At 70.3% G+C, this 24,976-nt stretch carries 27 protein-coding genes; 17 read left to right on the top strand and 10 right to left on the bottom strand.

What is annotated here, in order from left to right; genetic code table 11:
- The first annotated feature begins 70 nt into the window (after positions 1–70).
- From G406_RS53315 to era, 6 genes are read left to right on the top strand one after another with little or no spacing between them, the layout of a single operon-like run.
- Complete coding sequence (locus G406_RS53315; RefSeq protein ID WP_037081416.1) at positions 71–1,123, top strand: PhoH family protein; 1,053 nt, start codon at positions 71–73, stop codon at positions 1,121–1,123.
- Positions 1,124–1,145: 22 nt separating this feature from the next.
- Positions 1,146–1,697, top strand: coding sequence for an rRNA maturation RNase YbeY (gene ybeY / locus G406_RS0143050; protein WP_028938701.1), 552 nt, complete (start codon positions 1,146–1,148; stop codon positions 1,695–1,697).
- Between the two features lie 11 nt (positions 1,698–1,708).
- Entirely contained in the window at positions 1,709–3,037 is a 1,329-nt protein-coding gene (locus G406_RS53320) for a hemolysin family protein (RefSeq protein WP_037081526.1), read from the top strand.
- On the top strand, positions 3,024–3,380 hold the full coding sequence (locus G406_RS0143060; RefSeq protein WP_028938702.1) for a hypothetical protein: 357 nt from the start codon (positions 3,024–3,026) through the stop codon (positions 3,378–3,380). The genes G406_RS53320 and G406_RS0143060 overlap by 14 nt, the downstream gene beginning before the upstream one ends.
- On the top strand, positions 3,377–4,603 hold the full coding sequence (gene lhgO / locus G406_RS0143065) for an L-2-hydroxyglutarate oxidase (RefSeq protein ID WP_028938703.1): 1,227 nt from the start codon (positions 3,377–3,379) through the stop codon (positions 4,601–4,603). Before G406_RS0143060 ends, lhgO begins: the two co-directional genes overlap by 4 nt.
- On the top strand, positions 4,600–5,508 hold the full coding sequence (gene era / locus G406_RS0143070; RefSeq protein ID WP_028938704.1) for a GTPase Era: 909 nt from the start codon (positions 4,600–4,602) through the stop codon (positions 5,506–5,508). Before lhgO ends, era begins: the two co-directional genes overlap by 4 nt.
- Before the next feature lie 6 nt (positions 5,509–5,514).
- On the opposite strand, the gene G406_RS53325 is transcribed toward era, so the two are convergent.
- Together G406_RS53325 and G406_RS55115 are read right to left on the bottom strand one after the other, a co-directional pair.
- Complete coding sequence (locus G406_RS53325; RefSeq protein WP_051343448.1) at positions 5,515–5,991, bottom strand: DUF4190 domain-containing protein; 477 nt, start codon at positions 5,989–5,991, stop codon at positions 5,515–5,517.
- Between the two features lie 34 nt (positions 5,992–6,025).
- Positions 6,026–6,442 carry a DUF4190 domain-containing protein gene (locus tag G406_RS55115; protein ID WP_051343449.1) on the bottom strand — a complete coding sequence of 139 codons (417 nt, stop codon included), beginning with the start codon at positions 6,440–6,442 and terminating at the stop codon, positions 6,026–6,028.
- Positions 6,443–6,576: 134 nt separating this feature from the next.
- Here G406_RS55115 and recO point away from each other — a divergent pair, with 134 nt between their 5' ends.
- A complete protein-coding gene (gene recO, locus G406_RS0143085) occupies positions 6,577–7,305 on the top strand; it encodes a DNA repair protein RecO (RefSeq protein WP_028938705.1) in 729 nt (242 codons plus the stop codon).
- Between the two features lie 237 nt (positions 7,306–7,542).
- Here recO and G406_RS0143090 read toward each other — a convergent pair whose 3' ends face one another.
- A complete protein-coding gene (locus G406_RS0143090) occupies positions 7,543–8,415 on the bottom strand; it encodes an isocitrate lyase/PEP mutase family protein (RefSeq protein ID WP_037081418.1) in 873 nt (290 codons plus the stop codon).
- Between the two features lie 56 nt (positions 8,416–8,471).
- On the opposite strand from G406_RS0143090, the gene G406_RS53335 reads away from it, so the two are divergent.
- Genes G406_RS53335 through G406_RS0143105 form a run of 3 tightly spaced genes read left to right on the top strand, consistent with a single transcriptional unit; the run spans position 8,472 to position 10,371 of the window.
- Positions 8,472–9,158, top strand: coding sequence for a GntR family transcriptional regulator (locus tag G406_RS53335; RefSeq protein WP_037081420.1), 687 nt, complete (start codon positions 8,472–8,474; stop codon positions 9,156–9,158).
- Between the two features lie 11 nt (positions 9,159–9,169).
- Complete coding sequence (locus tag G406_RS53340) at positions 9,170–9,967, top strand: isoprenyl transferase (protein ID WP_037081422.1); 798 nt, start codon at positions 9,170–9,172, stop codon at positions 9,965–9,967.
- Complete coding sequence (locus G406_RS0143105) at positions 9,964–10,371, top strand: hypothetical protein (protein WP_028938707.1); 408 nt, start codon at positions 9,964–9,966, stop codon at positions 10,369–10,371. The genes G406_RS53340 and G406_RS0143105 overlap by 4 nt, the downstream gene beginning before the upstream one ends.
- A gap of 291 nt (positions 10,372–10,662) precedes the next feature.
- Here G406_RS0143105 and G406_RS0143110 read toward each other — a convergent pair whose 3' ends face one another.
- Genes G406_RS0143110 through G406_RS0143120 form a run of 3 tightly spaced genes read right to left on the bottom strand, consistent with a single transcriptional unit; the run spans position 10,663 to position 12,130 of the window.
- Positions 10,663–11,259 carry a hypothetical protein gene (locus G406_RS0143110; protein ID WP_028938708.1) on the bottom strand — a complete coding sequence of 199 codons (597 nt, stop codon included), beginning with the start codon at positions 11,257–11,259 and terminating at the stop codon, positions 10,663–10,665.
- Between the two features lie 53 nt (positions 11,260–11,312).
- On the bottom strand, positions 11,313–11,741 hold the full coding sequence (locus tag G406_RS0143115; RefSeq protein WP_028938709.1) for a Fur family transcriptional regulator: 429 nt from the start codon (positions 11,739–11,741) through the stop codon (positions 11,313–11,315).
- Complete coding sequence (locus G406_RS0143120) at positions 11,738–12,130, bottom strand: ArsR/SmtB family transcription factor (protein ID WP_051343486.1); 393 nt, start codon at positions 12,128–12,130, stop codon at positions 11,738–11,740. Before G406_RS0143120 ends, G406_RS0143115 begins: the two co-directional genes overlap by 4 nt.
- A gap of 88 nt (positions 12,131–12,218) precedes the next feature.
- Between G406_RS0143120 and G406_RS0143125 the strand changes: the two genes are divergently transcribed.
- Positions 12,219–12,563 (top strand): antibiotic biosynthesis monooxygenase, encoded by a 345-nt coding sequence (locus G406_RS0143125; RefSeq protein ID WP_028938711.1) that lies wholly within the window; start codon positions 12,219–12,221, stop codon positions 12,561–12,563.
- On the opposite strand, the gene G406_RS53345 is transcribed toward G406_RS0143125, so the two are convergent.
- Positions 12,560–13,390, bottom strand: a complete 831-nt coding sequence (locus G406_RS53345) for a HugZ family pyridoxamine 5'-phosphate oxidase (protein ID WP_156935471.1) — start codon at positions 13,388–13,390, stop codon at positions 12,560–12,562. The two genes, G406_RS0143125 and G406_RS53345, sit on opposite strands and share 4 nt — an antisense overlap.
- Before the next feature lie 167 nt (positions 13,391–13,557).
- Here G406_RS53345 and G406_RS0143135 point away from each other — a divergent pair, with 167 nt between their 5' ends.
- Entirely contained in the window at positions 13,558–14,955 is a 1,398-nt protein-coding gene (locus G406_RS0143135) for a glycine--tRNA ligase (RefSeq protein ID WP_028938712.1), read from the top strand.
- Positions 14,956–15,045: 90 nt separating this feature from the next.
- Here G406_RS0143135 and G406_RS0143140 read toward each other — a convergent pair whose 3' ends face one another.
- Complete coding sequence (locus G406_RS0143140) at positions 15,046–16,452, bottom strand: MFS transporter (RefSeq protein ID WP_028938713.1); 1,407 nt, start codon at positions 16,450–16,452, stop codon at positions 15,046–15,048.
- A gap of 50 nt (positions 16,453–16,502) precedes the next feature.
- On the opposite strand from G406_RS0143140, the gene G406_RS0143145 reads away from it, so the two are divergent.
- Together G406_RS0143145 and leuA are read left to right on the top strand one after the other, a co-directional pair.
- A complete protein-coding gene (locus G406_RS0143145; protein ID WP_051343450.1) occupies positions 16,503–17,210 on the top strand; it encodes a FadR/GntR family transcriptional regulator in 708 nt (235 codons plus the stop codon).
- 169 nt (positions 17,211–17,379) lie between these two features.
- Positions 17,380–19,146: a 2-isopropylmalate synthase gene (leuA, locus tag G406_RS0143150; protein ID WP_037081425.1), complete on the top strand. Its 1,767-nt coding sequence runs from the start codon at positions 17,380–17,382 to the stop codon at positions 19,144–19,146.
- Here the strand turns inward: leuA and G406_RS53350 are convergent.
- The gene (locus tag G406_RS53350; RefSeq protein WP_169736889.1) at positions 19,090–20,061 is read right to left on the bottom strand and encodes an aminoglycoside phosphotransferase family protein; all 972 of its coding nucleotides are present in this window, start codon (positions 20,059–20,061) and stop codon (positions 19,090–19,092) included. The two genes, leuA and G406_RS53350, sit on opposite strands and share 57 nt — an antisense overlap.
- A gap of 34 nt (positions 20,062–20,095) precedes the next feature.
- The gene (locus G406_RS0143160; protein WP_037081428.1) at positions 20,096–20,980 is read right to left on the bottom strand and encodes a LysR family transcriptional regulator; all 885 of its coding nucleotides are present in this window, start codon (positions 20,978–20,980) and stop codon (positions 20,096–20,098) included.
- Between the two features lie 74 nt (positions 20,981–21,054).
- Between G406_RS0143160 and G406_RS53355 the strand changes: the two genes are divergently transcribed.
- From G406_RS53355 to G406_RS53360, 3 genes are read left to right on the top strand one after another with little or no spacing between them, the layout of a single operon-like run.
- A complete protein-coding gene (locus G406_RS53355) occupies positions 21,055–22,401 on the top strand; it encodes an MFS transporter (protein ID WP_051343452.1) in 1,347 nt (448 codons plus the stop codon).
- The gene (gene kdgD, locus G406_RS0143170; RefSeq protein WP_037081431.1) at positions 22,398–23,339 is read left to right on the top strand and encodes a 5-dehydro-4-deoxyglucarate dehydratase; all 942 of its coding nucleotides are present in this window, start codon (positions 22,398–22,400) and stop codon (positions 23,337–23,339) included. The genes G406_RS53355 and kdgD overlap by 4 nt, the downstream gene beginning before the upstream one ends.
- Positions 23,336–24,922 (top strand): aldehyde dehydrogenase (NADP(+)), encoded by a 1,587-nt coding sequence (locus G406_RS53360; RefSeq protein WP_037081434.1) that lies wholly within the window; start codon positions 23,336–23,338, stop codon positions 24,920–24,922. The genes kdgD and G406_RS53360 overlap by 4 nt, the downstream gene beginning before the upstream one ends.
- The last annotated feature ends 54 nt before the right edge of the window (positions 24,923–24,976 follow it).

A 24,976-nucleotide genomic window follows, 5' to 3' on the forward strand; every position in this document is an offset into this window, starting at 1 on the left:
GCGCGGCCCGCTACGATCGAACGTGACAGCGTGTAAGACACACAGCGAAGGAAGCAGGTCAGCACACCACGTGACCGGTACTGAACCGGAGCAGTCAGGCCGCTCCGCCCCACAGTCCCGCATGGCCGTGCCCGACGCCGCGCTGCTCGCGCTGCTGGGGTCCCGAGACGAGAACCTGCGCACCGCTGAGGATCTGCTGTCCGCCGATGTGCACGTCAGGGGCAACGAACTGACCCTGACCGGCTCCTCCTCGGACGTGGCGTTCGCGGAGCGCGTGTTCGCCGAGCTGATCACCCTCGCCAGCCGGGGACAGCAGCTCGGGCCGGACACCGTCCGTCGCACCATCGCGATGCTGTCGGACGACGATGCGGGTAGCAGGCAGGGCGAATCGCCCGCCGAGGTGCTCAGCCTGGACATCCTGTCCCGGCGCGGGCGCACGATCCGGCCCAAGACGCTCAACCAGAAGCGCTACGTCGACGCCATCGACACCCACACGATCGTCTTCGGCATGGGCCCCGCGGGCACCGGCAAGACGTACCTTGCGATGGCGAAGGCCGTGCAGGCGCTGCAGGGCAAGCAGGTCAACCGCATCATCCTGACCCGGCCGGCGGTCGAGGCCGGCGAGCGGCTGGGTTTCCTGCCCGGCACGCTGTACGAGAAGATCGACCCTTACCTGCGTCCGCTCTACGACGCGCTGCACGACATGATCGACCCGGAGTCGATCCCGAAGCTGATGTCGGCGGGCACCATCGAGGTCGCGCCGCTGGCCTACATGCGTGGGCGGACGCTCAACGACGCGTTCATCATCCTCGACGAGGCGCAGAACACCACGCCCGAGCAGATGAAGATGTTCCTGACCCGGCTCGGGTTCGGGTCGCAGATCGTCGTCACCGGGGACACGACACAGATCGACCTCCCCGGTGGGTCGCGGTCCGGCCTGCTCGTGGTGCGCGACATCCTCGACGGCGTCGACGATGTGCACTTCTCCCAGCTCAACAGCACAGACGTGGTGCGCCATCGGCTGGTCTCGGACATCGTGGATGCTTACGCGCGATGGGACGCACACCAGCCGACCGACGGGCAGCTGGTGCCCAACCGGGCGGACCGCCGCCGTCGCCGCTGATCCGCGAAGCGAAACAACCTTCATGAGTATCGAAATCTGCAATGAGTCCGGCGTCACCGTCGACGAGCCGGCCATCTCCTCGGTGGCCCGGTTCGCGCTGGACGCGATGCGGGTCAACCCGCTGGCCGAGCTGAGCGTCATGCTCGTCGAGACCGACGTGATGGCCGAGCTGCACCAGCGCTGGATGGACCTGCCCGGTCCGACGGACGTCATGTCGTTCCCGATGGACGAGCTGGACGCCAGCAGGCGCCCCGACTCACTGGACGACCCTGAGTCGATCCTCGGTGACATCGTGCTGTGCCCGGACTTCGTCCGCGAGCAGGCAAAGACCGCCGGGCATGGTCTCGACGACGAGCTGCACCTGCTGACCGTGCACGGGGTGCTGCACCTGCTCGGCTACGACCACGCCGAACCCGACCAGGAGCGCGAGATGTTCGGGTTGCAGAACGAGCTGCTCGAACGCTGGCGCAAGGTGCGCGCCGACGAGGACGAGCGCGAGCGGCGGCACCGCGCGGACTCCCACGTGCTCGGGACGGCGGGCTTCGAAGAGCCCGGCGGAACCGTTCAGTCTTGACGGTGACCGCCATGGTGGTGTGGCAGATCGTCCTCGCGGTCCTGCTGGTGCCGTTGGCAGGGCTGTTCGCCGCTGCCGACGCCTCACTCGGCACCGTGTCCAGGGCCCGGGTCGACGCGCTGGTCAGGTCCGGTCGCACCGGCGCCCGGCAGCTCGCGGCGGTCGTCGCGGACCGCCCGCGCTACGTCAACCTCCTGCTGTTGCTGCGCCTGGCCTGCGAGACGGTGGCCACCGTGCTGGCGACGATGGTCGCCATCCGGCTGATCCAGCCGGTGTGGCTGGGCGCCGTGGTCGCCGGTGTGGTCATGCTCGTGGTCAGCTACGTGCTGATCGGTGTCGGACCGCGCACGATCGGCCGTCAGCATCCGTACGGCATCGGTCTGCTGCTCGCCGCCCCGGTGCGGGCGCTCGCGGCGCTGCTCGGGCCGTTGACCAAGCTGCTGATCGTCGTCGGAAACGCGATCACCCCTGGCCCCGGTTTCCGCGAGGGTCCGTTCTCCTCCGAGGTGGAGCTGCGCGAGGCCGTCGACATGGCCGGCGCCAGGGGAGTGGTCGCCGAGGACGAGCGGCAGATGATCCACTCGGTGTTCGAGCTGGGCGACACGCCGACCAGGGACGTCATGGTGCCGCGCACCGACCTGATCTGGATCGAGCGGGAGCGGACCGTCCGCGACGGGCTCACCCTCGCCTTGCGCAGCGGCTACTCCCGGATCCCGGTGCTGGGTGACGGCGTCGACGATGTCATCGGCGTGGCCTACCTGAAGGATCTCGCCGCCGCGGACCCCGACGCCCCGGTCACGGAGGTCATGCGGACCGCGCGGTTCGTCCCGGACTCCAAACCGGCCGACGACCTGCTCAAGGAGATGCAACGCAGCCGGTACCACATGGCGATCGTCGTGGACGAGTACGGCGGAACCGCCGGTGTGGTGACGATCGAGGACATCCTGGAGGAGATCGTCGGCGAGATCACCGACGAGTACGACACCGAGGAGATCCCGCCGGTCCAGACCGTGGACGAGCACACACTGCGGGTCGCGGCGCGGCTGCCGGTCGCCGACCTGGCCGAGCTGTTCGGTGCCGAGCTGGAGACGGAGCTCACCGAGGCCGACGTGGACACCGTCGGTGGTCTGCTCGCCCAGCGCCTCGGCAGAGTGCCGCTGCCCGGCGCACGGGCCGAGGTGGCCGGTCTGAGCCTGCTGGCCGAAGGCGGCAAGGACGCTCGGGGCAGAATTCGGATCACGACGGTTCTGGTCTGTCCGGTCGGCGACCCGTCGACGGAGGATCAGGCCGAGGCCGCCGGTGATACCGCGCGGCGGGAGGGAAGCGATGTCTCAGGTTGAGGTCGGCGCACTGGACCCCGAGGACGCGAAGATCGTGGTGCTCGCCCGGTCCACCCGCGCCCGTACCGGTGCCGAGGAGGGCGCCGCGGTGCGCGACACCGACGGACGGACCTACGCGGCGGCGACCGTCGCGCTGCCGTCGCTGAAGCTGACCGCATTGCAGGCAGCCGTGGCCGCCGCGGTGTCCAGCGGCGCGCCCGGGCTGGAAGCGGCGGCCGTGGTCAGCACGGACGCGAGCGAGACGGACAGCGAGTCGGTCGCGGCGGTGCGTGATCTCAGCCCGGAAGCCCCGGTGCTGCTGGCGGACGCGGCAGGCGAGGTACGCACGGTCCTCACGCCGTGAGCACACCGCGCTACGACGTCGTGGTCGTCGGCGCCGGCATCGTCGGCCTGGCGACCGCCCGTGAGCTGCGCCGATCCGGGCGTTCGGTCGCTGTGGTCGAGGCGGAGGAGGACGTGGCCGCGCACCAGACCGGCCACAACTCGAACGTCATCCACTCCGGGCTCTACTACCGGCCTGGCACGCACAAGGCACGCCTCGCGGTCGCCGGCCGCGACGAGACGGTCGCCTTCTGCCGGGCGCACGACCTACCGCACCGGGTCGGCGGGAAGCTCGTCGTGGCGACCGAACCGGAGGAGCTGCCCCGGCTGGCCGAGCTGGCGCGGCGCGGCGTCGCCAACGGGGTGGAGTGCCACGAGCTGGACGGCGCCGGGGCCCGCCGCCACGAACCGTCGGTCCGGGCGCTGGCCGCCCTGCACGTGCCGGGGACCGGGGTGTGCGACTTCCGGCTGATCGCGGAGAAACTGGCCGAGCTGCTCGTCGAGCAGGGCGGTCTGCTGCTGCTCGGTCGCAGGGTGACCCGGCTGGTCCGCCGCCGCTCCGACGTCGTGGTGCGCACCGACGCAGGCGACCTGCTCGCCGGCAAGGTGGTGGCCTGCGCGGGCCTGCACGGTGACGAGCTGGCCCGGCGGCGCGGCGCCGACCTGGGTGTGCGGTTGCTGCCGTTCCGAGGTGAGTACGCCGGGCTGCGCGACTCGGCGGCGAACCTGGTCCGCGAGCTGATCTACCCGGTGCCCGACCCCGGGCTGCCGTTCCTCGGCGTGCACGCGACCCGGGGCGTCGACGACCACGTCCACGTCGGTCCGAACGCGGTGCTCGCGCTCGCCAGGGAAGGCTACGACTGGCACACCGTGGTACCCCGCGAGCTGGCCGAGGCACTGCTCTATCCGGGCCTGCACCGGCTGGCCGTCAAGTACTGGCGCTATGGTCTCGACGAGGTACGCGGCTCGCTGTCGCAGCAGGTGATGGCGGCCAGGATCCGGCGCATGCTGCCCGATGTGCGTGCCGAGGACCTCACGCCGGCCGGCGCCGGGGTGCGCGCACAGGCGGTCCGCCCCGACGGCTCGCTCGTCGATGACTTTTTGTTCGTTGAGGAAGGACCGATCTTGCACGTGTTGAACGCGCCATCGCCCGCCGCGACCGCGGCCCTGCCGATCGGCAGGGACATCGTGGCCCGGCTGACCGGTGAGCGCCCGGCGCCGATTCCCGAAGCGGCGAGCCAGTGACCCAGTCACCGCCCGAGCACCGCTCCGGATTCGCCTGCTTCGTCGGCAGACCCAATGCGGGCAAGTCGACCCTCACCAACGCGCTGATCGGCAGCAAGGTGGCGATCACCTCCAGCCGGCCGCAGACCACACGGCACGCCATCCGGGGCATCCTGAGCCGCCCGGACGCCCAGCTGGTGGTCGTGGACACCCCCGGGCTGCACAAGCCGCGCACGCTGCTGGGCAGCAGGCTCAACGACGTGGTCAGGGAGACCTGGGCGGAGGTCGACGTGATCGGCTTCTGCGTGCCGGCGGATGCGCCGGTCGGCCGGGGCGACGAGTTCATCATCGCCGAGCTGCGGTCCGTGGCCAAACGCACGCCGGTCATCGGTGTGGTGACGAAGACCGACCTGGCCGCGCCCCAGGTCGTCGCGGAGCGGCTGGCCCAGATGTCCGGACTGATGGACTTCGCCGACATCGTGCCGTGTTCCGCTGTGGACGGATTCCAGGTCGACACGGTGGCGCAGCTGCTGGTCAACCGGCTGCCGGAGGGCCCCCAGCTGTACCCGGACGGTGAGCTGACCGATGAACCGGAGGCCACGCTGGTCGCCGAGCTGATCCGGGAGGCCGCGCTGGAAGGTGTGCGCGACGAGCTGCCGCACTCACTGGCGGTGCTGGTCGAGGAGATGATCCCGCACGAGGGCCGCAAGGACATGCTGGACGTCCACGCGTTGCTCTACGTCGAGCGGCCGAGCCAGAAGGGCATCATCATCGGCAAGGGAGGCGCGCGCCTCAAGGAGGTCGGCAGCGCGGCCCGCCGCCAGATCGAGGCGCTACTGGGCACCAAGATCTACCTCGAACTGCACGTCAAGGTGGCCAAGGACTGGCAGCGCGACCCCAAGCAGCTGCGCAAGCTCGGTTTCTGAGTCGCGTCAGTGGACCGTCGACGTCCCGGCGAAGGCGATCAGGACGAAGATCAGCGCGAAGTAGGCGACGACGAGCAGCGTGAAGAACGAGCTGATGATGATGCCGGCCAGCGCCAGCCCGTCGCCCTCCTCGTGACGTTCCCTGATCTGTCTCTTGGCGATGATGCCGAAGATGATGCCCAGCGGCGAGAAGACGAACGCGAAGACGAGCGACAGGATCGCCATCATGTTGGTCGGCCGGACCGGGGCGAACGGCATGCCGTAGCCCTGCTGCGTTCCGTAGCCCGGGGGCGGGCCGTAGGGAGGGGGACCGAAGCCCGCCGGTGGTGGCCCGTAGGACGGTGGCGGAGCGTAGCCAGGGGCCGGCGGTCCCCAGACCGGCGGCTGGCCGTAGGCCGGGGGTGGCCCGTAGCCGGGCGGAACCGGAGCGGCACCGGGCTGGGTGCCGTCGTCCGACGAGCCGGGCTGCGCTTCCTGGGTCATGTCTGTTCCCCCATCGGTTCGTCGGTGGCCGTGGTCAGGACGCGGCCGAGATCGCCGCGATGATGCTCACGATGTAGATCACGTACCCGATGAGGACCAGCGCGGTCAAGACACCACCCACGATGATCCCGGCGAGCGCTGTGCCCGCGCCCGGTTCGTCGTGGTCCCGGATCTGTTTCCTGGCGATGATGCCGAGCACGACACCGGCCGGTGGGACGAAGAACGCGAACACCACTGCCAGCAGCGCGAACGTGTTGGTCCGTTCCACCGGGCCGTCGGGGTACGCGGGTCCCTGGCCGTATGGACCGATCTCCGGCTGGTACGGGGGTGTCGCGGCGGGTTGCCGATATGGAGTGGCAGGCGCGGCGAACGGCCGGTAGCCGCCGGTGCCGGCGACGTTCGTGGGGTAGGGGTTCGGGGCGTACCGGCCCCGGTTCTGGTCGATGCTCATCGGGCGGTCCTTCACGGCTGTGGTGACTGTGGTGGACAGGACGCTAGCCGCGGTGATCGGTTCGTCGTGGGCGATTGGTGAAATCCGGTGCCCGGCTACCGGCCGTACGACGGTGAGGATGCAACGATGGGACCGTGACTCTGTGGCGTGACACCGGTGTGGTGCTGCGGGTGCAGAAGCTGGGCGAGGCCGATCGAATCGCCACGCTGCTGACCCGTCGGCACGGCAAGGTGCGCGCGGTCGCCAAGGGTGTCCGCAGGACCCGTTCGCGCTGGGGTGCCCGGCTGGAGCCGTTCAACCACGTCGACGTGCAGTGCTACACCGGCCGCAGCCTCGACGTGGTGACCCAGGCGCAGACCGTGGACGCGTTCGGTGCCGGCCTGGTCGGCGACTACACCCGCTACACCACCGGCTGCGCCGTGCTGGAGACCACCGACCGGCTCGCCGCCGAGGAAGGCGAGCCGACGCTGCGGCTGTACCTGCTGGTGGTGGGCGCTCTGCGCGCGCTGGCCGGTCGGGAACGGGACGCTCACCTGGTGCTCGACGCGTTCCTGCTGCGTGCGATGGGTTACGCGGGCTGGGCGCCCGCGATCAGCGAGTGCGCCCGCTGTGCCGAGCCCGGGCCGCACCGCGCGTTCAACGTCGCCGCCGGGGGAGCGGTGTGCGGTCGCTGTCGGCCCGCCGGTTCGGTGACCCCGAGCCCGGAGACGTTCGCGCTGCTCGACGCCCTGCTGCACGGCGACTGGCCGATCGCCGACGCCGCATCGCCACCGGCCCGGCGCGACACGAGCGGCCTGGTGGCGGCCCACCTGCAATGGCACCTGGAACGCCAGCTGCGCTCCCTCCCCTTGGTGGAGCGCTAGCCCGATGATCACCACGGTCTGGTGGCTGATTCTCGGCGACACAACAGCCACCAGACCGTGGTGATCATGGACCGGGCGCTGTCGGTGCAGCCCGCGCACTGAACCGGCGGTCCGCTCGACAACCGGCGGGCCACCGGAGTCGCGCCGGTCCAGGCCGTAGTGGACCGGGCTGTCGCGTGTGCCCAGGAGCCCGACTCGGTGTGCCGAGGTGACCGACTCGCGGAAGTGGGGTGGGGGTCAGTGGGCGTAGCGGGTGTTGAGGTCGTCGTAGAAGGACTTGTCCACCAGGTGCTGGCGGGTCGTGAAACTTGCCAGGCGGTCGTTGACCTGCGCCAGCGTTCCGTGTTCGTGTAGTGCGCCGAGTACCTCCTGGGTGCCGAGGACCGCCGCCTGGAGGGCCGCGTTGGCGTAGAGGACGATCGCGTAGCCCAGCGCGTTGAGCTCCGCGCGGGGCAGCATGGGTGTCTTGCCACCGGCCACGATGTTGGCCAGCTTCGGTGTCCCCGGCACTGCCGCGCCCGCCGCCGCCAGCTCGTCACGGTCGAGGAGCCCCTCGATGAACAGCACGTCGGCGCCGGCGGCGGCGTAGGCCTCGGCGCGCTCCAGCGCCACCTCGAGACCGTGCGCCGCCCTGGCGTCGGTACGCGCGACGATGACCGTCCGCTCGTCGCGTCGGGCGTCCACCGCCGCCCTCACCTTGCTCACCATCTCGGCCTGCTCGACGACCTGCTGACCGTCGAAGTGCCCGCACCGCTTCGGCTGTACCTGGTCCTCCAGCTGGATACCGGCGGCGCCCGCCCGCTCCAGCACCCGGACCGCGTGGTGGACGTTCACCGCGTTGCCGTACCCGGTGTCCGCGTCGACCACCAGCGGGACGTCCACCACCTCGGCGATGGTCGACACGTGCGCCGCCATGTCCGGCAGTGACACGAAACCCAGGTCGGGCAGCCCCAGCCAGGTGTTGGTGACGCCGGCACCGGTGACGTACGCGGCGTCGAAGCCGAGGTCGGCGACGATGCGCGCGGTCAGCGCGTTGGCCACGCCGGGCAGCAGGAGCCCTCCGTCGCGGCCGATGAGTTCGCGCAGCCGGGCACCGGGTGTGGTGGTCACTGGAAGTCCAATCGGTATACAGTTTGGATACCGAAAGCGTAGGAGGACGAGCCCGCATGGAGCAAGGCGATGTGGCCTACCGGACCCTGCGCGAAGACATCACCGAATGGCGCCTCGCCCCCGGGGCCTCGCTCGGGGAGGTCGAGCTCGGGAGGCGTCTCGGCATGTCCCGCACCCCCGTGCGCGAGGCACTCAAACGCCTCGCCAGGGAAGGGCTGGTGCGCACCGACGCGGGACGCAGCGCGATCGTCGCGCCGCTGTCGGTCGACGAGGTCGTGCAGCTCTACCAGGCACGCGAGGCGGTGGAGAGCTATCTGCTCCGCCTGGCCGCGCACGCCTCCGACCGGTCGGCCTTCGACGAGCTCGGCACGCGTTACCAGCGGGCGGCACAGCGCCCGCGGATCGATGCGGACGAGATCTACCGCCTGTCCCAGGAGTTCGACACCGCTGTGGACGCAGCGGCGGCCAACCGTTTCCTGGCCGGGATGCTCACCGAGCTGCGCGGTCAGCTGAACCGGCTGCGCAGGCTCGCCAGGCAGCGGCCGGAGCGGCTCAGGGAGTCCGCGGTGCAACACGTAGCCATGTGCAGGGCCATTCGCGACGGCGACGAGGCCGAGGCGGCCCGTGCCGGTGCCGCCCGGCTGCGCGACAGCCTTGCCACGATCATCGACATACTCACCGGCTCGCTGCTCGGGCCGCTCGCCGACCCACCGCCGGCACTCGTTCACCCGACCGGGCCGTAGGCTCTCGAGTTGTGTCCTCCGTCCAACCGCCTGCCTCGCACCCCTCCGGTGCGCGGCCGCCGGACATCCCCCGAGACCAGGTCCCCCGCCACATCGCGCTGGTGATGGACGGCAACGGCCGCTGGGCCAACGCGCGCGGGTTACCTCGCACCGAGGGTCACCGACGCGGCGAGGCCGCGTTGATGGACGTCGCGCGCGGCTGCATCGACGTGGGCGTGCGCTGGCTGTCGGCATACGCGTTCTCGACCGAGAACTGGAAGCGCAGCCCGGACGAGGTGCGGTTCCTGATGGGCTTCAACCGTGACGTGATCCGGCGCCGGGTCGACGAGATGCACGCCATGGGTGTGCGGGTGCGCTGGGCGGGGCGCCGGCCCAGGCTGTGGCGCAGCGTCATCCGTGAGCTCGAGATCGCGGAGGAGAAGACGCGGAACAACGACGTCCTCACCTTGACCATGTGCGTCAACTACGGTGGCCGGGCGGAGATCACCGACGCGGTCAGGCAGATCGCCCAGCAGGTCGCGGACGGTCGGATCAAACCGGGCCGGATCAACGAGAAGATGATCGCCCGCTACCTGGACGAGCCGGACATGCCGGACGTCGACCTCTTCGTGCGCTCCTCGGGTGAGCAGCGCACCTCCAACTTCCTGCTCTGGCAGTCCGCGTACGCCGAAATGGTCTTCCTCCAGACGCTGTTCCCGGACTTCGACCGCCGGGACATCTGGGAGGCCTGCGAGATCTACGCGGGCCGCAACCGCCGGTTCGGTGGCGCGGTCGACCAGGCAGCATCCGACTCAGGAGCGCAGACATGACCACCGACACCGCCGGAATGCTGGACACGGCCAAGGAGGCGCTGGAGCGCTTCCACGAGGTACGGGTCGACGACGACGGCGCGCTGTCGTTCCTGCACAGCGAGGTGCCGTGTGCGTTGCTCGGCCTCGAGCTGTCCGAAGGACTGCTGGTCCTCAGCCTGACCTGCGTGGTCGCCTGGGACCTTCCGGAAGACTCCGACGTCCCGCTGCGGGTCGCGGAACGCGCCGGCCAGGGCCTGTTCGGCACGCTCGGCGTCGTGAGGACCGAACGTGGCTGGGACGTGACCCTGCGCTACGTCTTCCCCGCCGCGGGCCTCGCCGTGGAGCCGATGGGCACCCTCCTGATGCTGGTCGTCTCGAACGCCTCCCAACTCCGCACAGACCTGACCTCCCCGTCCACGTGAGTGGCAAGGGCGTCTACCGCGAAGCGGCGCCGAAGGCGTAGGCGCTCGGAGCACTCACGACAGCTTTTCCGTCGTGAGTGCTCCGAGCGCCTATAGGCGCCCTTGCCACTCACGAGTCGACGGCGAAGCCGAGATGCCTTGAAGCCGGGCACGGGCTAAGCCGGGTACGACGGCCGTGGTCCCGACCGCGTGCACAGAGTGCACGGCCTCGGGGTCCTCGTGAGTGCTGAGGCCGCCTATAGCCGGACTGGACCCTCACGACGATGAAGCTGTCGTGAGTGCCCACTCCGGCTACGCCCGCGGCGCCCCTTCGGGGTAGGCGGCCTCAACACTCACGAGGGGTAGGGCGTTCAGCAGGCGGGGGGTCATCGCCCTGGCCGACTGGAAGGTTGCTCGCTGGGCCTTGTCCATTCGTTTCTCGACCAGGGTGCTCAGCTCCAGGGCCAGGCGGCCTGTCTGGCGCACCGCCAGCTCCTCGACCGCCGGCAGCGGCGTGGACACGATCGCGATTCCCTCGGCGCGCCCGTCGGCGTCCTGGGCGGCGCCGATCACGAAACGTTCACGCGGGTTCGTCGTCGCCGAGGTCAGGTGTTCGCGCAGCTCGTGCAGCATCTTGTGCCATTGCACGACCTCACCCTGCAGGCCCGTCTCGGAGAGATCCTTCTCGGTCAGCCTGCCGGAGCCGAAACAGCGGACGTACGCGATGAGCGCACCCGACCAGAGGGCGTGCCCGACCACGTCGTCCTCGGTGGCTCGCCGGTTGACCAGCTCCTCGCAGCACTTCAGGACGAACTGCAGGTCTTCGAACACCGACGCCCAGCCGGCGAGCTCGGTGGACTCGGGCGTACTCAACTGCCGCACCGCGGTCGGCGCCTGGGTCTCGGTCACCGGTCGGACGCTAGCCCCACCGGGGGTGGGCGAGTGTGTCTTGTTGAGACAGCTCAGCCGGCGAGCGCGCGGCACGGGCCGCACACGCCGAAGACCTCGACGGTGTGGCTGACGTCGGAGAAGTCGTTGTCGTCGGCGACCCGCTGCGCCCAGCTCTCGACGGCGGGACCCTCGATCTCCACCGTGCGGCCACAGCGGCGGCACACCAGGTGGTGGTGATGATGGGTGGAGCAGCGCCGGTAGACGGCCTCACCGGAGTCGGTGCGCAGCACGTCCACCTCGCCGGACTCCGACAGGTTCTGCAGCGTCCGGTACACCGTGGTCAGACCGATGCCCTGGCCGTCGTTGCGCAGGGCCTCGTGGATCTCCTGCGCGGACCGGAAGTCGTCCAACCGGTCCAGCAGCGCGGACACGGCCGCGCGCTGCCTGGTCGCTCTGGGGGTCCGCCCGGCGGTCTGGCTGCTGGCGGCCGTCGAACTCATGTGCCCTCCTCGGCGTGCGCCACCGCGTCCGTCACGATGTGCGCCAGGTGCTCGTCGACCAGCCGGTAGACGACTTCGCGGCCGTGTCGCTCGCCGGCCACCACGCCCGCCGACTTGAGCACCCGCAGGTGCTGGCTGATCAGCGGCTGCGTCACCTGCAGCGCTTCGACCAGCTCGTGCACGCACCGCTCGGAGTGCTGCAGCTGCAGCACGATCGCGATACGGACCGGTGCCGCGAGTGCCCGCAGCAGCTCTCCGGCCGCGGCCAGTGTGGCAGGTGTCCTCGGCGGTGCGAGCGGAGCCGCCGGACGCTCGGGCGAATGCACCTCCGCCGGTGTGGCACCGATGCCTGCTTCGGCATGCTCGGTATCCGAACTCAGCGTGGTCATTCGATCGCTCCCCGGGGTGTCGTCGACGCGTTCGTGGTCCAGCGCCATGTTCATGGTCCATCGTAGGCGCCGAGTAACCTGCGCGGTTGTGCTGCTGATCTGCCGGTTCGACGTGTCGCTCGAGGACGAGGCCGTGTTCGCCCGGCGTGCCCGTCGAGCGTTGGCGCTGCTCACCAGAGCCGAGGGCTGTCTCGGCGGCGGTCTCGGCAGGTCGGTCGACGAGCCGAGCCGCTGGGTCCTGTCGGTACGGTTCGCCTCGGTCGTGGCCTATCGCAGGGCCATGTCGCCGTTCGACGTCCGCGAACACGTCGTGCCGCTGCTGTCCGAGGCGCTGGCCGACGAGCCCGCGACCTATGAGGTACTCGCCGAGGGCGAGGACGGCACGGTGACCGAACACACCAGCCTCCTCGACGTCGACGCGCGCCGCGGTTAGCTCCGCGTCCGGCGCACCAGCTCGACCATGGCCGTACGTACCGCCAGCGGCGTGTCGGTCGCCGCGTCGAAGCCGAACCGGACCGCTTTCCGATCGCCGTCCGGGCCGTCGGCGGCCAGTACCGAGAACCCGTACCGGTCCACGTCGACCATGGAGGCCGAGGTCGTGTCCGGTCGGCCGCCCAACACCTGGCAGAACGCCACGAGCGCGTCGGCGTGGTCGTCGTTCATGTGGTCGATGATCGCGGTCCGGTGCGGGCGCAACGGGTCGGGCTCGGCCGACGCGTACTCGGCGGCGTCCACCCAGCTCATCCGGCCGAAGCCGCCGACGAACCGCACCGAGGTCACCGCGAGGCGGTAGAACCGGAAGTCGGCGAACTCGGCGTAGAACGCGCCCGTGTGGGTCGCGCGGTAACGCTCCAGCGCCGCGTCGCGCTCGTCCCCGTCGAGCACGCTGACCTCACCGAGCAGAGTCGTGCGGCCCCTGGCGAGCGGATCACCCTCGCCGTCCTCGGTGACCATCAGCGAGGCGCGCGGGTCGACCGCCATGTTGCGGCTGTGCTCGGCGAGGTCGGACAGGCACAGCAGCGGGCGGCCTCGGTCGTCGACGGCGTGCGCCACCAGCGAACCGAACGGGACACCGGCGGGCTCGACGCTGATCGTGGACAGTGCCGCCGTGCGACCCTCGGCGATGATCGTGCGGGACCGCTCGGCGTCACTCGGCTCACCGACGAGCCCCGGGGTCGCGTCGAGCGTCCTGGTGGTCTCCGCGAGGGACTCGGCCGGCACCGCGTGATCGCGCCGTTGTCGGGTGGTCGGCTCGGGCACGTGACCTCCTGCATCGATCTGGTTAGGGGAGCCTCACGGGTTCGTCGAGGCCTTGTCAAGCCGACTTCGGAGCCCCTCGGTGATGTGCCCGAGAAGTGGAGTGCGTGGCCTCGGTACGCTTGCTGAGTTACGTAGTCTCCCGATCTTCTGCTCCAGGAGCTCTTCTCGTGCCCAGCAAGTCGTCGTCCACCACGATCGAGACCGTCGTCGCACTCTGCAAGCGCCGGGGATTCGTCTTCCCCTGCGGCGAGATCTACGGCGGTACCCGTTCGGCCTGGGACTACGGCCCCCTCGGTGTCGAGCTCAAGGAGAACATCAAGCGGCAGTGGTGGCGGTCCATGGTCACCGGTCGCGACGACATCGTCGGCCTCGACTCGTCGGTGATCCTGCCGCGCCAGGTGTGGGTCGCCTCGGGTCACGTGGGTGTGTTCAACGACCCGCTGGTCGAGTGCACGAGCTGCCACAAGCGGTTCCGTGCCGACCAGCTCGCGGAGGAGTACTCCGAGCGCACCGGCAAGGAGGCCGCCGAGGACAACCTGTCCGACGTGCCCTGCCCGAACTGCGGTGTGCGCGGCCAGTACACCGAGCCGCGCGACTTCAACATGATGCTGAAGACGCACCTCGGCCCGGTCGAGACCGAGGAAGGCATGGTGTACCTGCGGCCGGAGACCGCCCAGGGCATCTTCATCAACTTCCTGAACGTGCTGACCTCGTCGCGTCGCAAGCCGCCGTTCGGTATCGGCCAGATCGGCAAGAGCTTCCGCAACGAGATCACCCCGGGCAACTTCATCTTCCGGACGCGTGAGTTCGAGCAGATGGAGATGGAGTACTTCGTCGAGCCGGGTACCGACGAGGAGCTGCACCAGTACTGGATCGACACGCGCACCCAGTGGTACGTCGACCTGGGTATCAACCCGGTCAACCTGCGGCACTACGAGCACCCGAAGGAGAAGCTGTCGCACTACTCCAAGCGCACAGTCGACGTGGAGTACCGCTTCCGCTTCGCCGGCCAGGAGTGGGGCGAGCTCGAAGGTGTGGCCAACCGCACCGACTTCGACCTGACGACGCACTCGAACCACTCCGGTGTCGACCTGTCGTACTACGACCAGTCGACCGGCTCCCGGTACCGGCCCTACGTCATCGAACCGGCCGCCGGCGTCGGGCGTTCGATGATGGCGTTCCTGGTCGACGCGTACTACGAGGACGAGGCACCCAACGCCAAGGGTGGTGTCGACAAGCGGGTCGTGCTGCAGCTCGACCGTCGACTCGCGCCGGTCAAGGCGGCGGTGCTGCCGCTGTCCCGGCACGCCGACCTGTCGCCGAAGGCACGTGACCTCGCCGCCGCGCTGCGCAAGAACTGGAACGTCGACTTCGACGATGCCGGTGCGATCGGCCGTCGCTACCGTCGCCAGGACGAGATCGGCACGCCGTTCTGTGTCACGGTCGACTTCGACACCCTGACCGACCAGGCGGTCACCATCCGCGAGCGCGACACCATGGCGCAGGAGCGGGTGTCCCTGGACCAGGTCGAGACCTACCTGGCAACCCGCCTGCTCGGCTGCTGACGTTTTTCCCGACTCACCCTGACGAAATCCCCGACTCGCGGGCCACTGCGCGCGAGTCGGGGATTTCGTCTGTGTGTGTCGGGGATTTCGTCAGGACCGGACGGTGCGCTGGGACTTGAGCGCGGTGGCCAGACCCAGGATCGCCAGGACCGCGAAGCCGCCGAACAGGTAGTGCGCTGAGCGGGCCGGGTCGGGTTCGCCGAGGTTGACGGCAACGCCGGTGAGTGCGGCGCCGAACGCGTTGGCGACCAGCTGGACGGTGTTGATCGCCGCCGACGCCTTGTCGCCCTCGGCGGGGTCGGTCACGCTGCTCATCGCGTTCGTCGCCAGGTGGGGCCACGCCATCCCGATGCCGGACCCCGCGAGGATCAGCGCGATCACCCAGGCGGCGATCGTCCACCCGCCCGCTCCGGCGCGCTGGGTCAGCCCGGTCAGGGCCAGACCGACCGCCAACACGACCGGACCGGCGATCACGATGCGCCGGGTGGTCGCCGGTGTCGACGCGTCAGCGCTGGGCAGTTCACCGAGGGTCCAGCCGGCCGCGATGGCAGCGCCGAGGAACCCCGCCGCGAGCGGCGCGAGACCGGCCAGGCGCTGACCGAACAGCGGCACGAACGTCTCGGTGGTCGACCCCATCGCCAGCAGCGCGATGGTCAGGTACGTCCACCGCAGCGGTGAGGAGCCGAGATAGGTCGCGGCGGGCAGCACCCGCACCGCCGACCGCCGCTCGTAGGCGGCGAAGCCCGCGATCAGCAGCAGCCCGACGGCGAGGCCGATCACGCTGGCCAGCAGGGTGGCGATCACACTGGCGACGCTGACCACGAGCGCGGCCGAGGCGAGCAGCACGATGGCCACCAGCGGGAACCTCGCCCGATCCGCCCCGGTGCGGGTCGCGGGCAGCACCCTGGGCACGATCACCGCGATACCCACCGCGAGCACCGCCAGCGCGACGAACGCGCCCCGCCAGGCGCCGAACTGGGCGAACGCACCGCCCAGCGCGGGCCCGACGAACGTGCCGACACCCCACATGGCGGAGACCAGCGCACTCGCCCTGGTCCACAGCGACGAGGGCAGCGTGGACCGGATGAGCGCGTAGCCGAGCCCGGCGAGCAAACCGCCGCCCGCGCCCTGCAGAGCGCGCCCCACCAGCAGCACCGGCATGGTCGGTGCGACCGCGCACAGCAGCGTCCCGACGATGAAGAGCAGCAGCGCGATCAGGTACGCCCTGCGGCTGCCCTGACCGGCCAGCAGCCTGCTGACCAGCACCGAGGTCGCCACCGAGGCGAGCAGGAAGATCGTGGTGCTCCACGCGTACAGGCGCTCGCCGCCGATGTCCGCGATCGCCGAAGGCAGCAGCGCCGTGGTGACGTACACGTTGGTCGCGTAGAGCGCGACGCCGCCGGCGAGCACGATCATCGCGCCCAGGTGCCGACCCCGCAGCAGCTCGCCCCAGGATCCGGGCTTGGAGTCCGCGTCGTTCGCGGAATCGGTTGTCATGGGATCACTGTTCAACCTCAACAGCGGTTGGGGTCAAGTAAGTTGCCCGGGTGCCACTTGATGATGCCGGTCACGTCCGCCCGCGCGCGGTGGAACACGTCTCGCTGGTCGAGCGGACGACCGCCGAGTTGGCCCGCATGCTCGACGACAGCGGCTGGGCGGTGGGGGACAAGCTGCCCGGCGAGGTCCGCCTGGCCGAGATGCTCGGTGTCGGACGGTCGACGACGCGCGAGGCGGTGCGCGCCCTGATCGCCTCCGGCCGGTTGGCGTCGCGTCAGGGCTCGGGAACCTATGTCGCGTCGCTCAGCGCCATCCCCGGCCTGGACCGTGCGTTGCGCGAAGCCGAGGTCGCGGACGTCTGGGAGGTCCGGCTCGGGCTGGAGGTGCAGGCGGCGCAGCTCGCGGCGCTGCGCCGGACCGACGAGGACGTGGCGGCGCTGCGTTCGGCGCTCGCGGCGCGGGACGCCGCGACGGACATCGACGGCTTCGTCGACGCCGATGTCGCGTTGCACCGGGCGAGTGTTGTGGCAGCGCACAACCCGGTGTTGCTGCAGGTCTTCGACTCCTTCGCGGCAGCCCTGCGGGGTGCGGCGCTGGAGGTCGCGCGGCGCGGTGGATCACGAGGTCATGATCCGGCGTTGGACGCGACCCGGCTGCACCACGACCTGGTCGAGGCGATCACCGAAGGGGATTCCGCGGCGGCCGGCCGGTCGGTCAGGGTCCACCTGGAGATGTTCCTCGGGGCCGTCCGACGCTAGCTATACAGGTCGGTAAAGTTGTCTGAGGAGCTGAGTAGTTGTATTCTCGGCTGCATGCACCGCGTACGCCTGCTTCTCGAGCGCCGCGGCGGACTCTGACCTGACCGGCGGTCCGCCGCGGGGCTCGAACCTGCCGGTCGTCAGATCCGGACCGAAGGACTTGTCAGCGATGTACACATTTCCCACCCTGCACACCCCGGGCGGACCGATCCCAGATGGTCAGCCGTGGTGGAACCGGCAACGCCGAAGCTCCATGCCCTCGCACCGATACCTGCCCGCGCACGAGCGCGTTGCCGCCACACTGACCGACCGGACCTGGCCGGACGCCCGCATCGAACACGCCCCACTGTGGGTGCCCGTCGACCTGCGGGACGGCAACCAGGCGCTGGCCGAGCCGATGGACCCCGACCGTAAGCGGCGGATGTTCGACCTCTTCGTGGCGATGGGGTTCACCGAGATCGAGGTCGGTTACCCCTCGGCCAGCCGAACCGACTTCGACTTCGTGCGCTCGCTCGCGGAGCCGGGAGCGGTGCCCGACGACGTGACGATCGTGGTCTTCACCCCGGCGCGGAAGGACCTCATCGAGCGGACCTTCGAGTCGATCGTCGGGATCGAGAGAGCCGTGGTGCACCTGTACACGGCCACCGCGCCGATCTGGCGTGACGTCGTTCTCGGCCAGGACAGGTCGAGCCTGCGCGAGCTGATCGTGGCCGGTGCCGACGACGTGGCGCGGTGCGCGCGGACGCACACCGGCGACGTCCGGTTCGAGTTCTCGCCCGAGGTGTTCAACCAGACCGAGCCGGACTTCGCGCTCGAGGTGTGCAACGCGGTGACCGCGACCTGGGAGGCCTCGCCGGAGCGACCGGTGATCCTGAACCTGCCGGCCACCGTCGAGATCGCCACACCGGACCTGTACGCCGACCAGATCGAGTACATGAGCCGGCACCTGCAGCGGCGGGACTCGGTGATTCTCTCGGTGCACCCGCACAACGACCGGGGGACCGGCGTGGCGTGCGCCGAGCTGGCCCTCAAAGCGGGAGCACAGCGCGTCGAGGGCTGTCTGTTCGGCAACGGCGAGCGGACCGGCAACGTCGACCTGGTGACCCTGGCGCTCAACCTGCACACCCAGGGCGTCGACCCACAGATCGACTTCTCCGACATCGACGAGATCCGCCGGACCGTCGAGCACTGCAACCGGCTCGGCGTGCACGAGCGCCACCCCTACGTCGGCGACCTGGTGCACACCGCGTTCTCCGGTACCCACCAGGACGCGATCAAGAAGGGCATGGCCGCGCACACCGCTCGCGCCGCGGAGCTGGACGTACCGGAGTCCGAGCTGCCCTGGCAGGTGCCCTACCTGCCGATCGACCCGGCCGAGCTGGGGCGCAACTACGACGAGGTCATCCGGGTCAACAGCCAGTCGGGCAAGGGCGGCATCGCCTATCTGCTGCACACCCACAACGGCCTGGACCTTCCGCGCCGCCTGCAGATCGAGTTCGCCAAGGTCGTGCAGCGCGAGACCGACGCGACCGGGCGGGAGATCGAGGCCAAGGAGATCTGGGAGCTGTTCAGCCGTGAGTACCTGCTGCCGGGCCGGACGCCGGTCTCGGTGGAGCTGCTGGACTGGCGGACCGTGGACGCGGGGGGCCGGCACCGGCTCACCGCGCGGCTGCGGGTCGACGGGTCGGAGCACGAGGTCGAAGCGGACGGGGCGGGACCGCTGTCCGCGTTCGCGGCCGCGCTGCGGGTCGCCGGCATCGAGGTCGAGGTCCTCGACTACCGGGAGAACGCGACTCGTGCGGGGGAGGACAGCCCGGCTGCCGCGTACGTGGAGGTCCGCATCGGCGGCGTGACCCGCTGGGGCGTCGGCATCGACCACTCACTCAGCACGGCGTCCCTCTACGCCCTGCTCTCCGCCATCAACAGAACCCGCTGAGAACCGTGAGTGGCGAGTGGTCCTACCGGACCACTCGCCACTCACGGCTCCGGACGGGGAGGTGTGCCAGGCTCTGGTCAGCTGGGCGCGCAGGAGCGGCTCGGGGCTGTCGTCGGTGCCGTTCAGGCGGTCGTCCAGCAGGATCAGCGTGTTGCAGCGGGCCAGGAAGATTCCCCGCTCACGGGTCGCGGCGTCGTAGCAGGCTCGTTCGGCTACCCGGAGCGCGGCGGGGGAGCCGATCGAGATGGCCAGCCCCGCGATGTCCGTGGCCGGGTCGCCGATCTCCGCGTCGGTCCAGTCGATCACGCCGGAGATGGCGCCGTCCCCGTCGACCAGCAGATGCTCGCCCTTGAGGTCGGCGTGCACCAGTACCGGCATCGCCTCGTGGGGCAGTGGGGCCCACGGGAGGATCGGGCCGTCGAGCTGACCGTTCCCGGTCATCCGCTCGGCGGCCGCCACGGCCTGTTCGCGCAGCTCCGAGAGCCGGTGCGGCTCCTGCCGGGGCACGCCGAGGTCGGCGGCATCCACCGTCGACACACAACGCAGCCCGGTCAGCAGGGCGGCGAGATCGCGCTCGCCTCGCTCGCCAACCGGGCGGCGTTCCGCGGAGATCCCGGGCAGACGCTCGTCGAGCGTGAACCGCAGCCCCGGGGTCCCGCCGACCGCGGCCGAACGCGGAACCGGCACCGTGACCCGGTCGCGCACCAGGTCGCGCAGCTCGATCTCACGCTGCTGCCGGTCGGCGGACCGCTGATCGGTGACGAACCGGGCCACGTACTCCCTTCCCACGAACCAGGACAGGTGCTCACCGCCCTCGTGGATCGCCGTCACCTCGAGCGGGTCGGCACGGCTGAGCGCCGCCCGGGCGAGATCGGCCACCCGGCACGCGGACAGGACTTCCTGCTGTCGGTGCACGGTGATCATTCTGCGCGCCGTCCGCCACCGAATTTCAGTCGCGCACCCGAACGAGGGGCAGCAACGCGTGCAGCGCCGGGTTCTCGTTGTTCGGCCGCCACATCACGTGCAGCTCGACCGGCCGCGCCGGCAGCCCGGTCACCGGGCGCAGCACGACCCCCTCGAAGTGCAGCGCGGCGGCGGCGGCTGGCACGAGCGACACCCCGACGCCGGCCCGGACCAGCGCCAGGATCGTGTGCGACTGGCTGATGTACTGCGTGTACACCGGGCTGACCCCGGACATGCGGAAAATGCCCACCAGCACCTCGTAGAAGTACCTGGCCTCGGACGGCGCGTGCATGATGAACGGCTGGCCGTCGAAGTCCGCCAACGTCGGATCGGCGTCCTGCCGCGCCAGCGGATGAGTCGTCGGCAGTGCGGCCAGCAGCGGCTCGCGCAGCACCTCGCGGGTGGCGATCTCCGGGTTGGCGACCGGCGGACGGACCAGCCCGAGATCGATCTGTCCGGCGAGCAGCGCCTCGATCTGCGTCGCGCTGACCATCTCGCGCAGCACCAGGTCCACCCCGGGCAGGTGCTCGGTGCACGCGGTCACCACGGAGTCCAGCACCGTGTAGGCGGTCGTCGCGGTGAACGCCATGGTCACCCGGCCGACCTGACCACCGGGCACCTTGCGCACCGACAACGCTGCCTGCTGGGACAGCTGCAGGATCGCTCGCGCATCGGCGAGGAACGAACGCCCGGCCGGGGTGAGCCGGATGCTGCGCTGCGACCGGTCGAACAGCTCGACCCCCAGCTCACGTTCCAGCAGGTGGATACGCCTGCTCAACGGCGGCTGGGTCATCGACAACCGGGTGGCGGCGCGGCCGAAGTGCAGCTCCTCGGCGACCGCGACGAAGCTCGACAGGTGCTGCAGCATCATCGATCCAATCTCTATATGGATGGATGCAAAACTAGTGTTGGACGGGTATCAGTTGGGATCGTAACGTCAGCACCATGAAGCCCGAGCTCGACAGTGCGGTCGGCAAAGTGTTCCGGCGGGTCGTCCCGCTGTTCATCGTGATGCTGATCTGCAACCAGCTGAACCGGTCGAACATCGGCTACGCGCAGGTCCACCTGGAAGCGGACCTCGGCATCGGCGCCGCCGCCTACGGGCTGGGCGCCGGTCTGTTCTTCGTCGCGTACGCGGTGTTCGAGCTGCCGAGCAACATGTTGATGGAACGCTACGGCGCCAAGATCTGGCTGACCCGGATCATGGTCAGCTGGGGCATCGTGTCCGCCGCGACCGCGTTCGTCACCGGCCCGACGATGTTCTACGTGCTGCGCTTCCTGCTGGGTGCGGCCGAGGCGGGCTTCTTCCCGGCGATCATCTACTACTTCGCGCGCTGGCTGCCCAGCTCGCACCGGGGCCGCGCGACGGCGTTGTTCGTCGCGGGGTCGTCCGTCGCGGCGGCGATCTCCGGCCCGGCGTCCGGTCCGCTGTTGGCGCTGCACGGCTCGGGCGGCATCGCGGGCTGGCAGTGGATGTTCGGCATCGAAGGGCTGCTGTCCGTCGTGGTCGGCATCATCGCCTACCGGATCCTCGACTCGCGGGTCGCCGACGCGACATGGCTGTCCGACGGCGAGAAGTCCGCGCTGACCGAGGAGATCGAGCGCGAGGACCAGGCCCGCGCCGCCGCGACCACGTCGGCCAAGGCCCCATCACGGTGGCGGCTGCTGCTGTCGCCGACGATCCTCGTCCTGTGCGGGATCTACTTCGCCATCCAGCTGTCGATCTACGCCAACACCTTCTGGCTGCCGACCATCGTGCGCCGGATTCCGGGCACCACGGACATCACCGTGGGTCTGCTGTCCTCGCTGCCGTGGATTTGCGCGATCGTCGCGATGTACCTGGCCGGACGCGCGTCCGATCGGCTCGGTCGGAGCAAGTCGTTGCTGGTCGGCGCGCTGCTGGTGGCCGCCGTCGGCACCTATCTGGCCGCGATCGCCTCGCCGTGGTGGGCACTGGTGTTCCTGTGCGTGGCCGCGATGGGCTTCAAGAGCGCCAGCCCGCTGTTCTGGACGATCCCGCAGGGGGCGCTGCACCCGCTCGTCGTCGCGGCGGCCATCGCGGTGATCAACTCGCTGGGCAACCTCGGGGGGTTCGTCGCGCCGTACGGCTTCGGGCTCGTCAAGCAGGCCACCGGTCAGGTGACCTACGGTTTGTATGCGCTGGCCGTCGCGTCGGTGATCGGCGCCGCGCTGGTCGGACTGGTACGCAGTGACCGGACGGTGCAGCCCACTGAGCACCCGCCCCTCCCAACGGACCCCACCCACTCAACAGAAAGGGAGTCGCAGACGTGACCGAGTCGTTGCCCCCCACTGAGCTCGCCGCACGGTTGGCCGGGGGACTGCTGTCCTTCCCGGTCACACACTTCGACGCGGATCTGAACTTCGACGAGCACGCCTACCGGGAGAACGTCGGCTGGCTCGGCCAGTACGAGGTCGCCGGCCTGTTCGCCGCCGGTGGCACCGGCGAGTTCTTCTCGCTGACCCCGGCCGAGGTGGCCACGGTCGTGAAGGCCGCGGTGGCCAGCGCCCCGGAGGGAACGCCGATCATCGCGCCGTCCGGCTACGGCACGGCGATGGCCGTCGAGCTGGCGCAGGCGGCCGAACGGGCGGGTGCAGCGGGCATCCTGCTGTTCCCGCCCTACCTGACCGAGGCCGACCAGGAAGGCCTCGCCGCGCACGTGCGCGCGGTGTGCCGCGCGACGTCGCTCGGCGTGGTGATCTACAACCGGAGCAACGCGCTGTACAGCGCCGAGACGGTCGCCGGGCTGGCCGAGAGCTGCCCGAACCTGATCGGGTTCAAGGACGGCGCCGGCAACCTGGACCAGATGACCCGCGTGGTCTCCCGTCTCGGCGACCGGCTCACCTACATCGGTGGCCTGCCGACGGCCGAAACCTACGCGGTGCCGTACCTGCGGATGGGTGTGACCACCTACTCCTCGGCGATCTTCAACTTCCTCCCGAGATTTGCGCTCGACTTCTACGCCGCACTGCGGGCCGGGGACATTGCTACGGTGAACGGCTGGCTTGCCGACTTCGTGCTGCCCTACACCGACATCCGCAACCTCCGGGCCGGGTACGCGGTGAGCATCGTGAAAGCGGGTATGCGGGTCATCGGCAGGCCGGCGGGTCCTGTTCGGCCACCACTGGTCGACCTGACCGTCGATGAGCAGGCCCAGCTGGCCGCGCTCATCCAGAAGCTGACCGCCTCGACCGAAGGGACCTTGAAGTGAGCTATCCCGTGACCGGAGAACAGTTCCTCGGCACCGCGCGGGTGCCCGGCACTGGACCGGCGCGTACCGCGGTCGACCCCAGCACCGGTGAGACGTTCGGCCCGGAGTACCGCGACGCCGCGAGCGAGCACATCGAACGGGCCTGCGCGGCCGCGGAGCTGGCGTTCGACGCCTACCGTGCGGTGCCGGACGAGCAGCGCGCCCGGTTCCTGCGCGCCATCGCCGACGAGCTGACCAACCGCACCGACGCACTCGTGGAACGGGCAGGCCGGGAGTCCGGTCTGCCCGCCGCGCGGCTGACCGGCGAGGTCGCACGGACCGCCGGCCAGCTGCGGCTGTTCGCGGAGACCGTCGAGGAGGGCAGCTGGCACGGTGCCCGGATCGACCCCGCGATCCCGGACCGCCAGCCGCTGCCGCGTGCCGACATCCGCCAGCGGCAGGTCCCGCTCGGACCGGTCGCGGTGTTCGGCGCCAGCAACTTCCCGCTCGCCTTCTCCGTCGCGGGCGGTGACACCGCCTCGGCGCTGGCCGCGGGCTGCCCGGTCGTCGTCAAGGCGCACGAGGCGCACCCGGGCACGTCCGAGCTGGCCGCCGGCGCGATCGCCGCGGCCGCCGAGGCGACCGGGATGCCCGACGGAGTCTTCTCGCTGCTGTACGGCGACGGTCCGACCGTGGGCGGCGCGCTCGCGGCGGACCCGCGGATCCAGGCGATCGGGTTCACCGGCTCACGCGGGGCGGGTCTCGCGTTGACCCGCGCCGCCGCGGCCCGACCGGTGCCGATCCCGGTGTACGCCGAGATGAGCAGCACCAACCCGGTGCTCCTGCTGCCCTCGGCGCTGGCTTCGCGCGGCGCCGACCTCGGTACCGCGTTCGTGGGCTCGCTGACCCTGGGTGCCGGCCAGTTCTGCACCAACCCGGGCATGGTGTTCGCGGTGGAGGGCGACGGTCTGGACGCGTTCGAGACGAGCGCGCGCAAGGCGGTCGAGGCCAGCACGGGTGCCACGATGCTGACCGCGAACATCGCCAGGGCCTATGCCTCCGGCGTGGAGAAGCTCAGCGGTCACGCCGACGTGCAGGTTCTTGCGACCGGAGCACAACCGACCACCGCGAGCGGGGGCTGCGCGACGCTCGTCGCCACCGACGCCGCGAGCCTCATGGCCGATGCGGCGCTGCGCGACGAGGTGTTCGGTGCCACGTCGGTGCTGGTGCGCTGCCGGGACGAGGCCGAGCTGATCGCGTTGCTGCGGGTCCTGGAAGGGCAGCTCACCGTCACGCTGCACGCCGACGAGGCGGACCACGAGCTGGCCGGACGCCTGCTGCCGGTGCTGGAGCGGCTCGCCGGGCGGATCGTGTTCAACGGCTGGCCGACCGGGGTCGAGGTGGGGCACGCGATGGTCCACGGCGGCCCGTACCCGGCCACGTCCAACTCCCGGACGACGTCCGTCGGGTCACTGGCGATCGAGCGTTTCCTGCGACCGGTCGCCTATCAGGACGCGCCGGCCGGCATCCTGCCGACCGAGCTGCGCGACGACAACCCGACTGGGACCTGGCGCCGCATCAACGGCGTCCTGGGCAACCACTAAAGACCCGTGAGTGGCGAGTGGTCCCCTGGGACCACTCGCCACTCACGGCTTCTG

This window comes from Actinospineispora spinosispora DSM 44797, from assembly GCF_000429025.1.
Lineage (GTDB): Bacteria > Actinomycetota > Actinomycetes > Mycobacteriales > Pseudonocardiaceae > Pseudonocardia > Pseudonocardia spinosispora.

Excerpts from the sequence above, each read along its gene's own strand:
- ybeY (WP_028938701.1), top strand. The coding sequence starts at position 1,146 with ATGAGTATCGAAATCTGCAATGAGTCCGGCGTCACCGTCGACGAGCCG.
- G406_RS53320 (WP_037081526.1), top strand. The coding sequence starts at position 1,709 with ATGGTGGTGTGGCAGATCGTCCTCGCGGTCCTGCTGGTGCCGTTGGCA.
- G406_RS0143060 (WP_028938702.1), top strand. The coding sequence starts at position 3,024 with ATGTCTCAGGTTGAGGTCGGCGCACTGGACCCCGAGGACGCGAAGATC.
- G406_RS53325 (WP_051343448.1), bottom strand. The coding sequence starts at position 5,991 with ATGACCCAGGAAGCGCAGCCCGGCTCGTCGGACGACGGCACCCAGCCC.
- G406_RS55115 (WP_051343449.1), bottom strand. The coding sequence starts at position 6,442 with ATGAGCATCGACCAGAACCGGGGCCGGTACGCCCCGAACCCCTACCCC.
- G406_RS53335 (WP_037081420.1), top strand. The coding sequence starts at position 8,472 with ATGGAGCAAGGCGATGTGGCCTACCGGACCCTGCGCGAAGACATCACC.
- G406_RS0143105 (WP_028938707.1), top strand. The coding sequence starts at position 9,964 with ATGACCACCGACACCGCCGGAATGCTGGACACGGCCAAGGAGGCGCTG.
- G406_RS0143115 (WP_028938709.1), bottom strand. The coding sequence starts at position 11,741 with ATGAGTTCGACGGCCGCCAGCAGCCAGACCGCCGGGCGGACCCCCAGA.
- G406_RS0143120 (WP_051343486.1), bottom strand. The coding sequence starts at position 12,130 with ATGACCACGCTGAGTTCGGATACCGAGCATGCCGAAGCAGGCATCGGT.
- G406_RS0143140 (WP_028938713.1), bottom strand. The coding sequence starts at position 16,452 with ATGACAACCGATTCCGCGAACGACGCGGACTCCAAGCCCGGATCCTGG.
- leuA (WP_037081425.1), top strand. The coding sequence starts at position 17,380 with ATGTACACATTTCCCACCCTGCACACCCCGGGCGGACCGATCCCAGAT.
- G406_RS0143160 (WP_037081428.1), bottom strand. The coding sequence starts at position 20,980 with ATGATGCTGCAGCACCTGTCGAGCTTCGTCGCGGTCGCCGAGGAGCTG.
- G406_RS53355 (WP_051343452.1), top strand. The coding sequence starts at position 21,055 with ATGAAGCCCGAGCTCGACAGTGCGGTCGGCAAAGTGTTCCGGCGGGTC.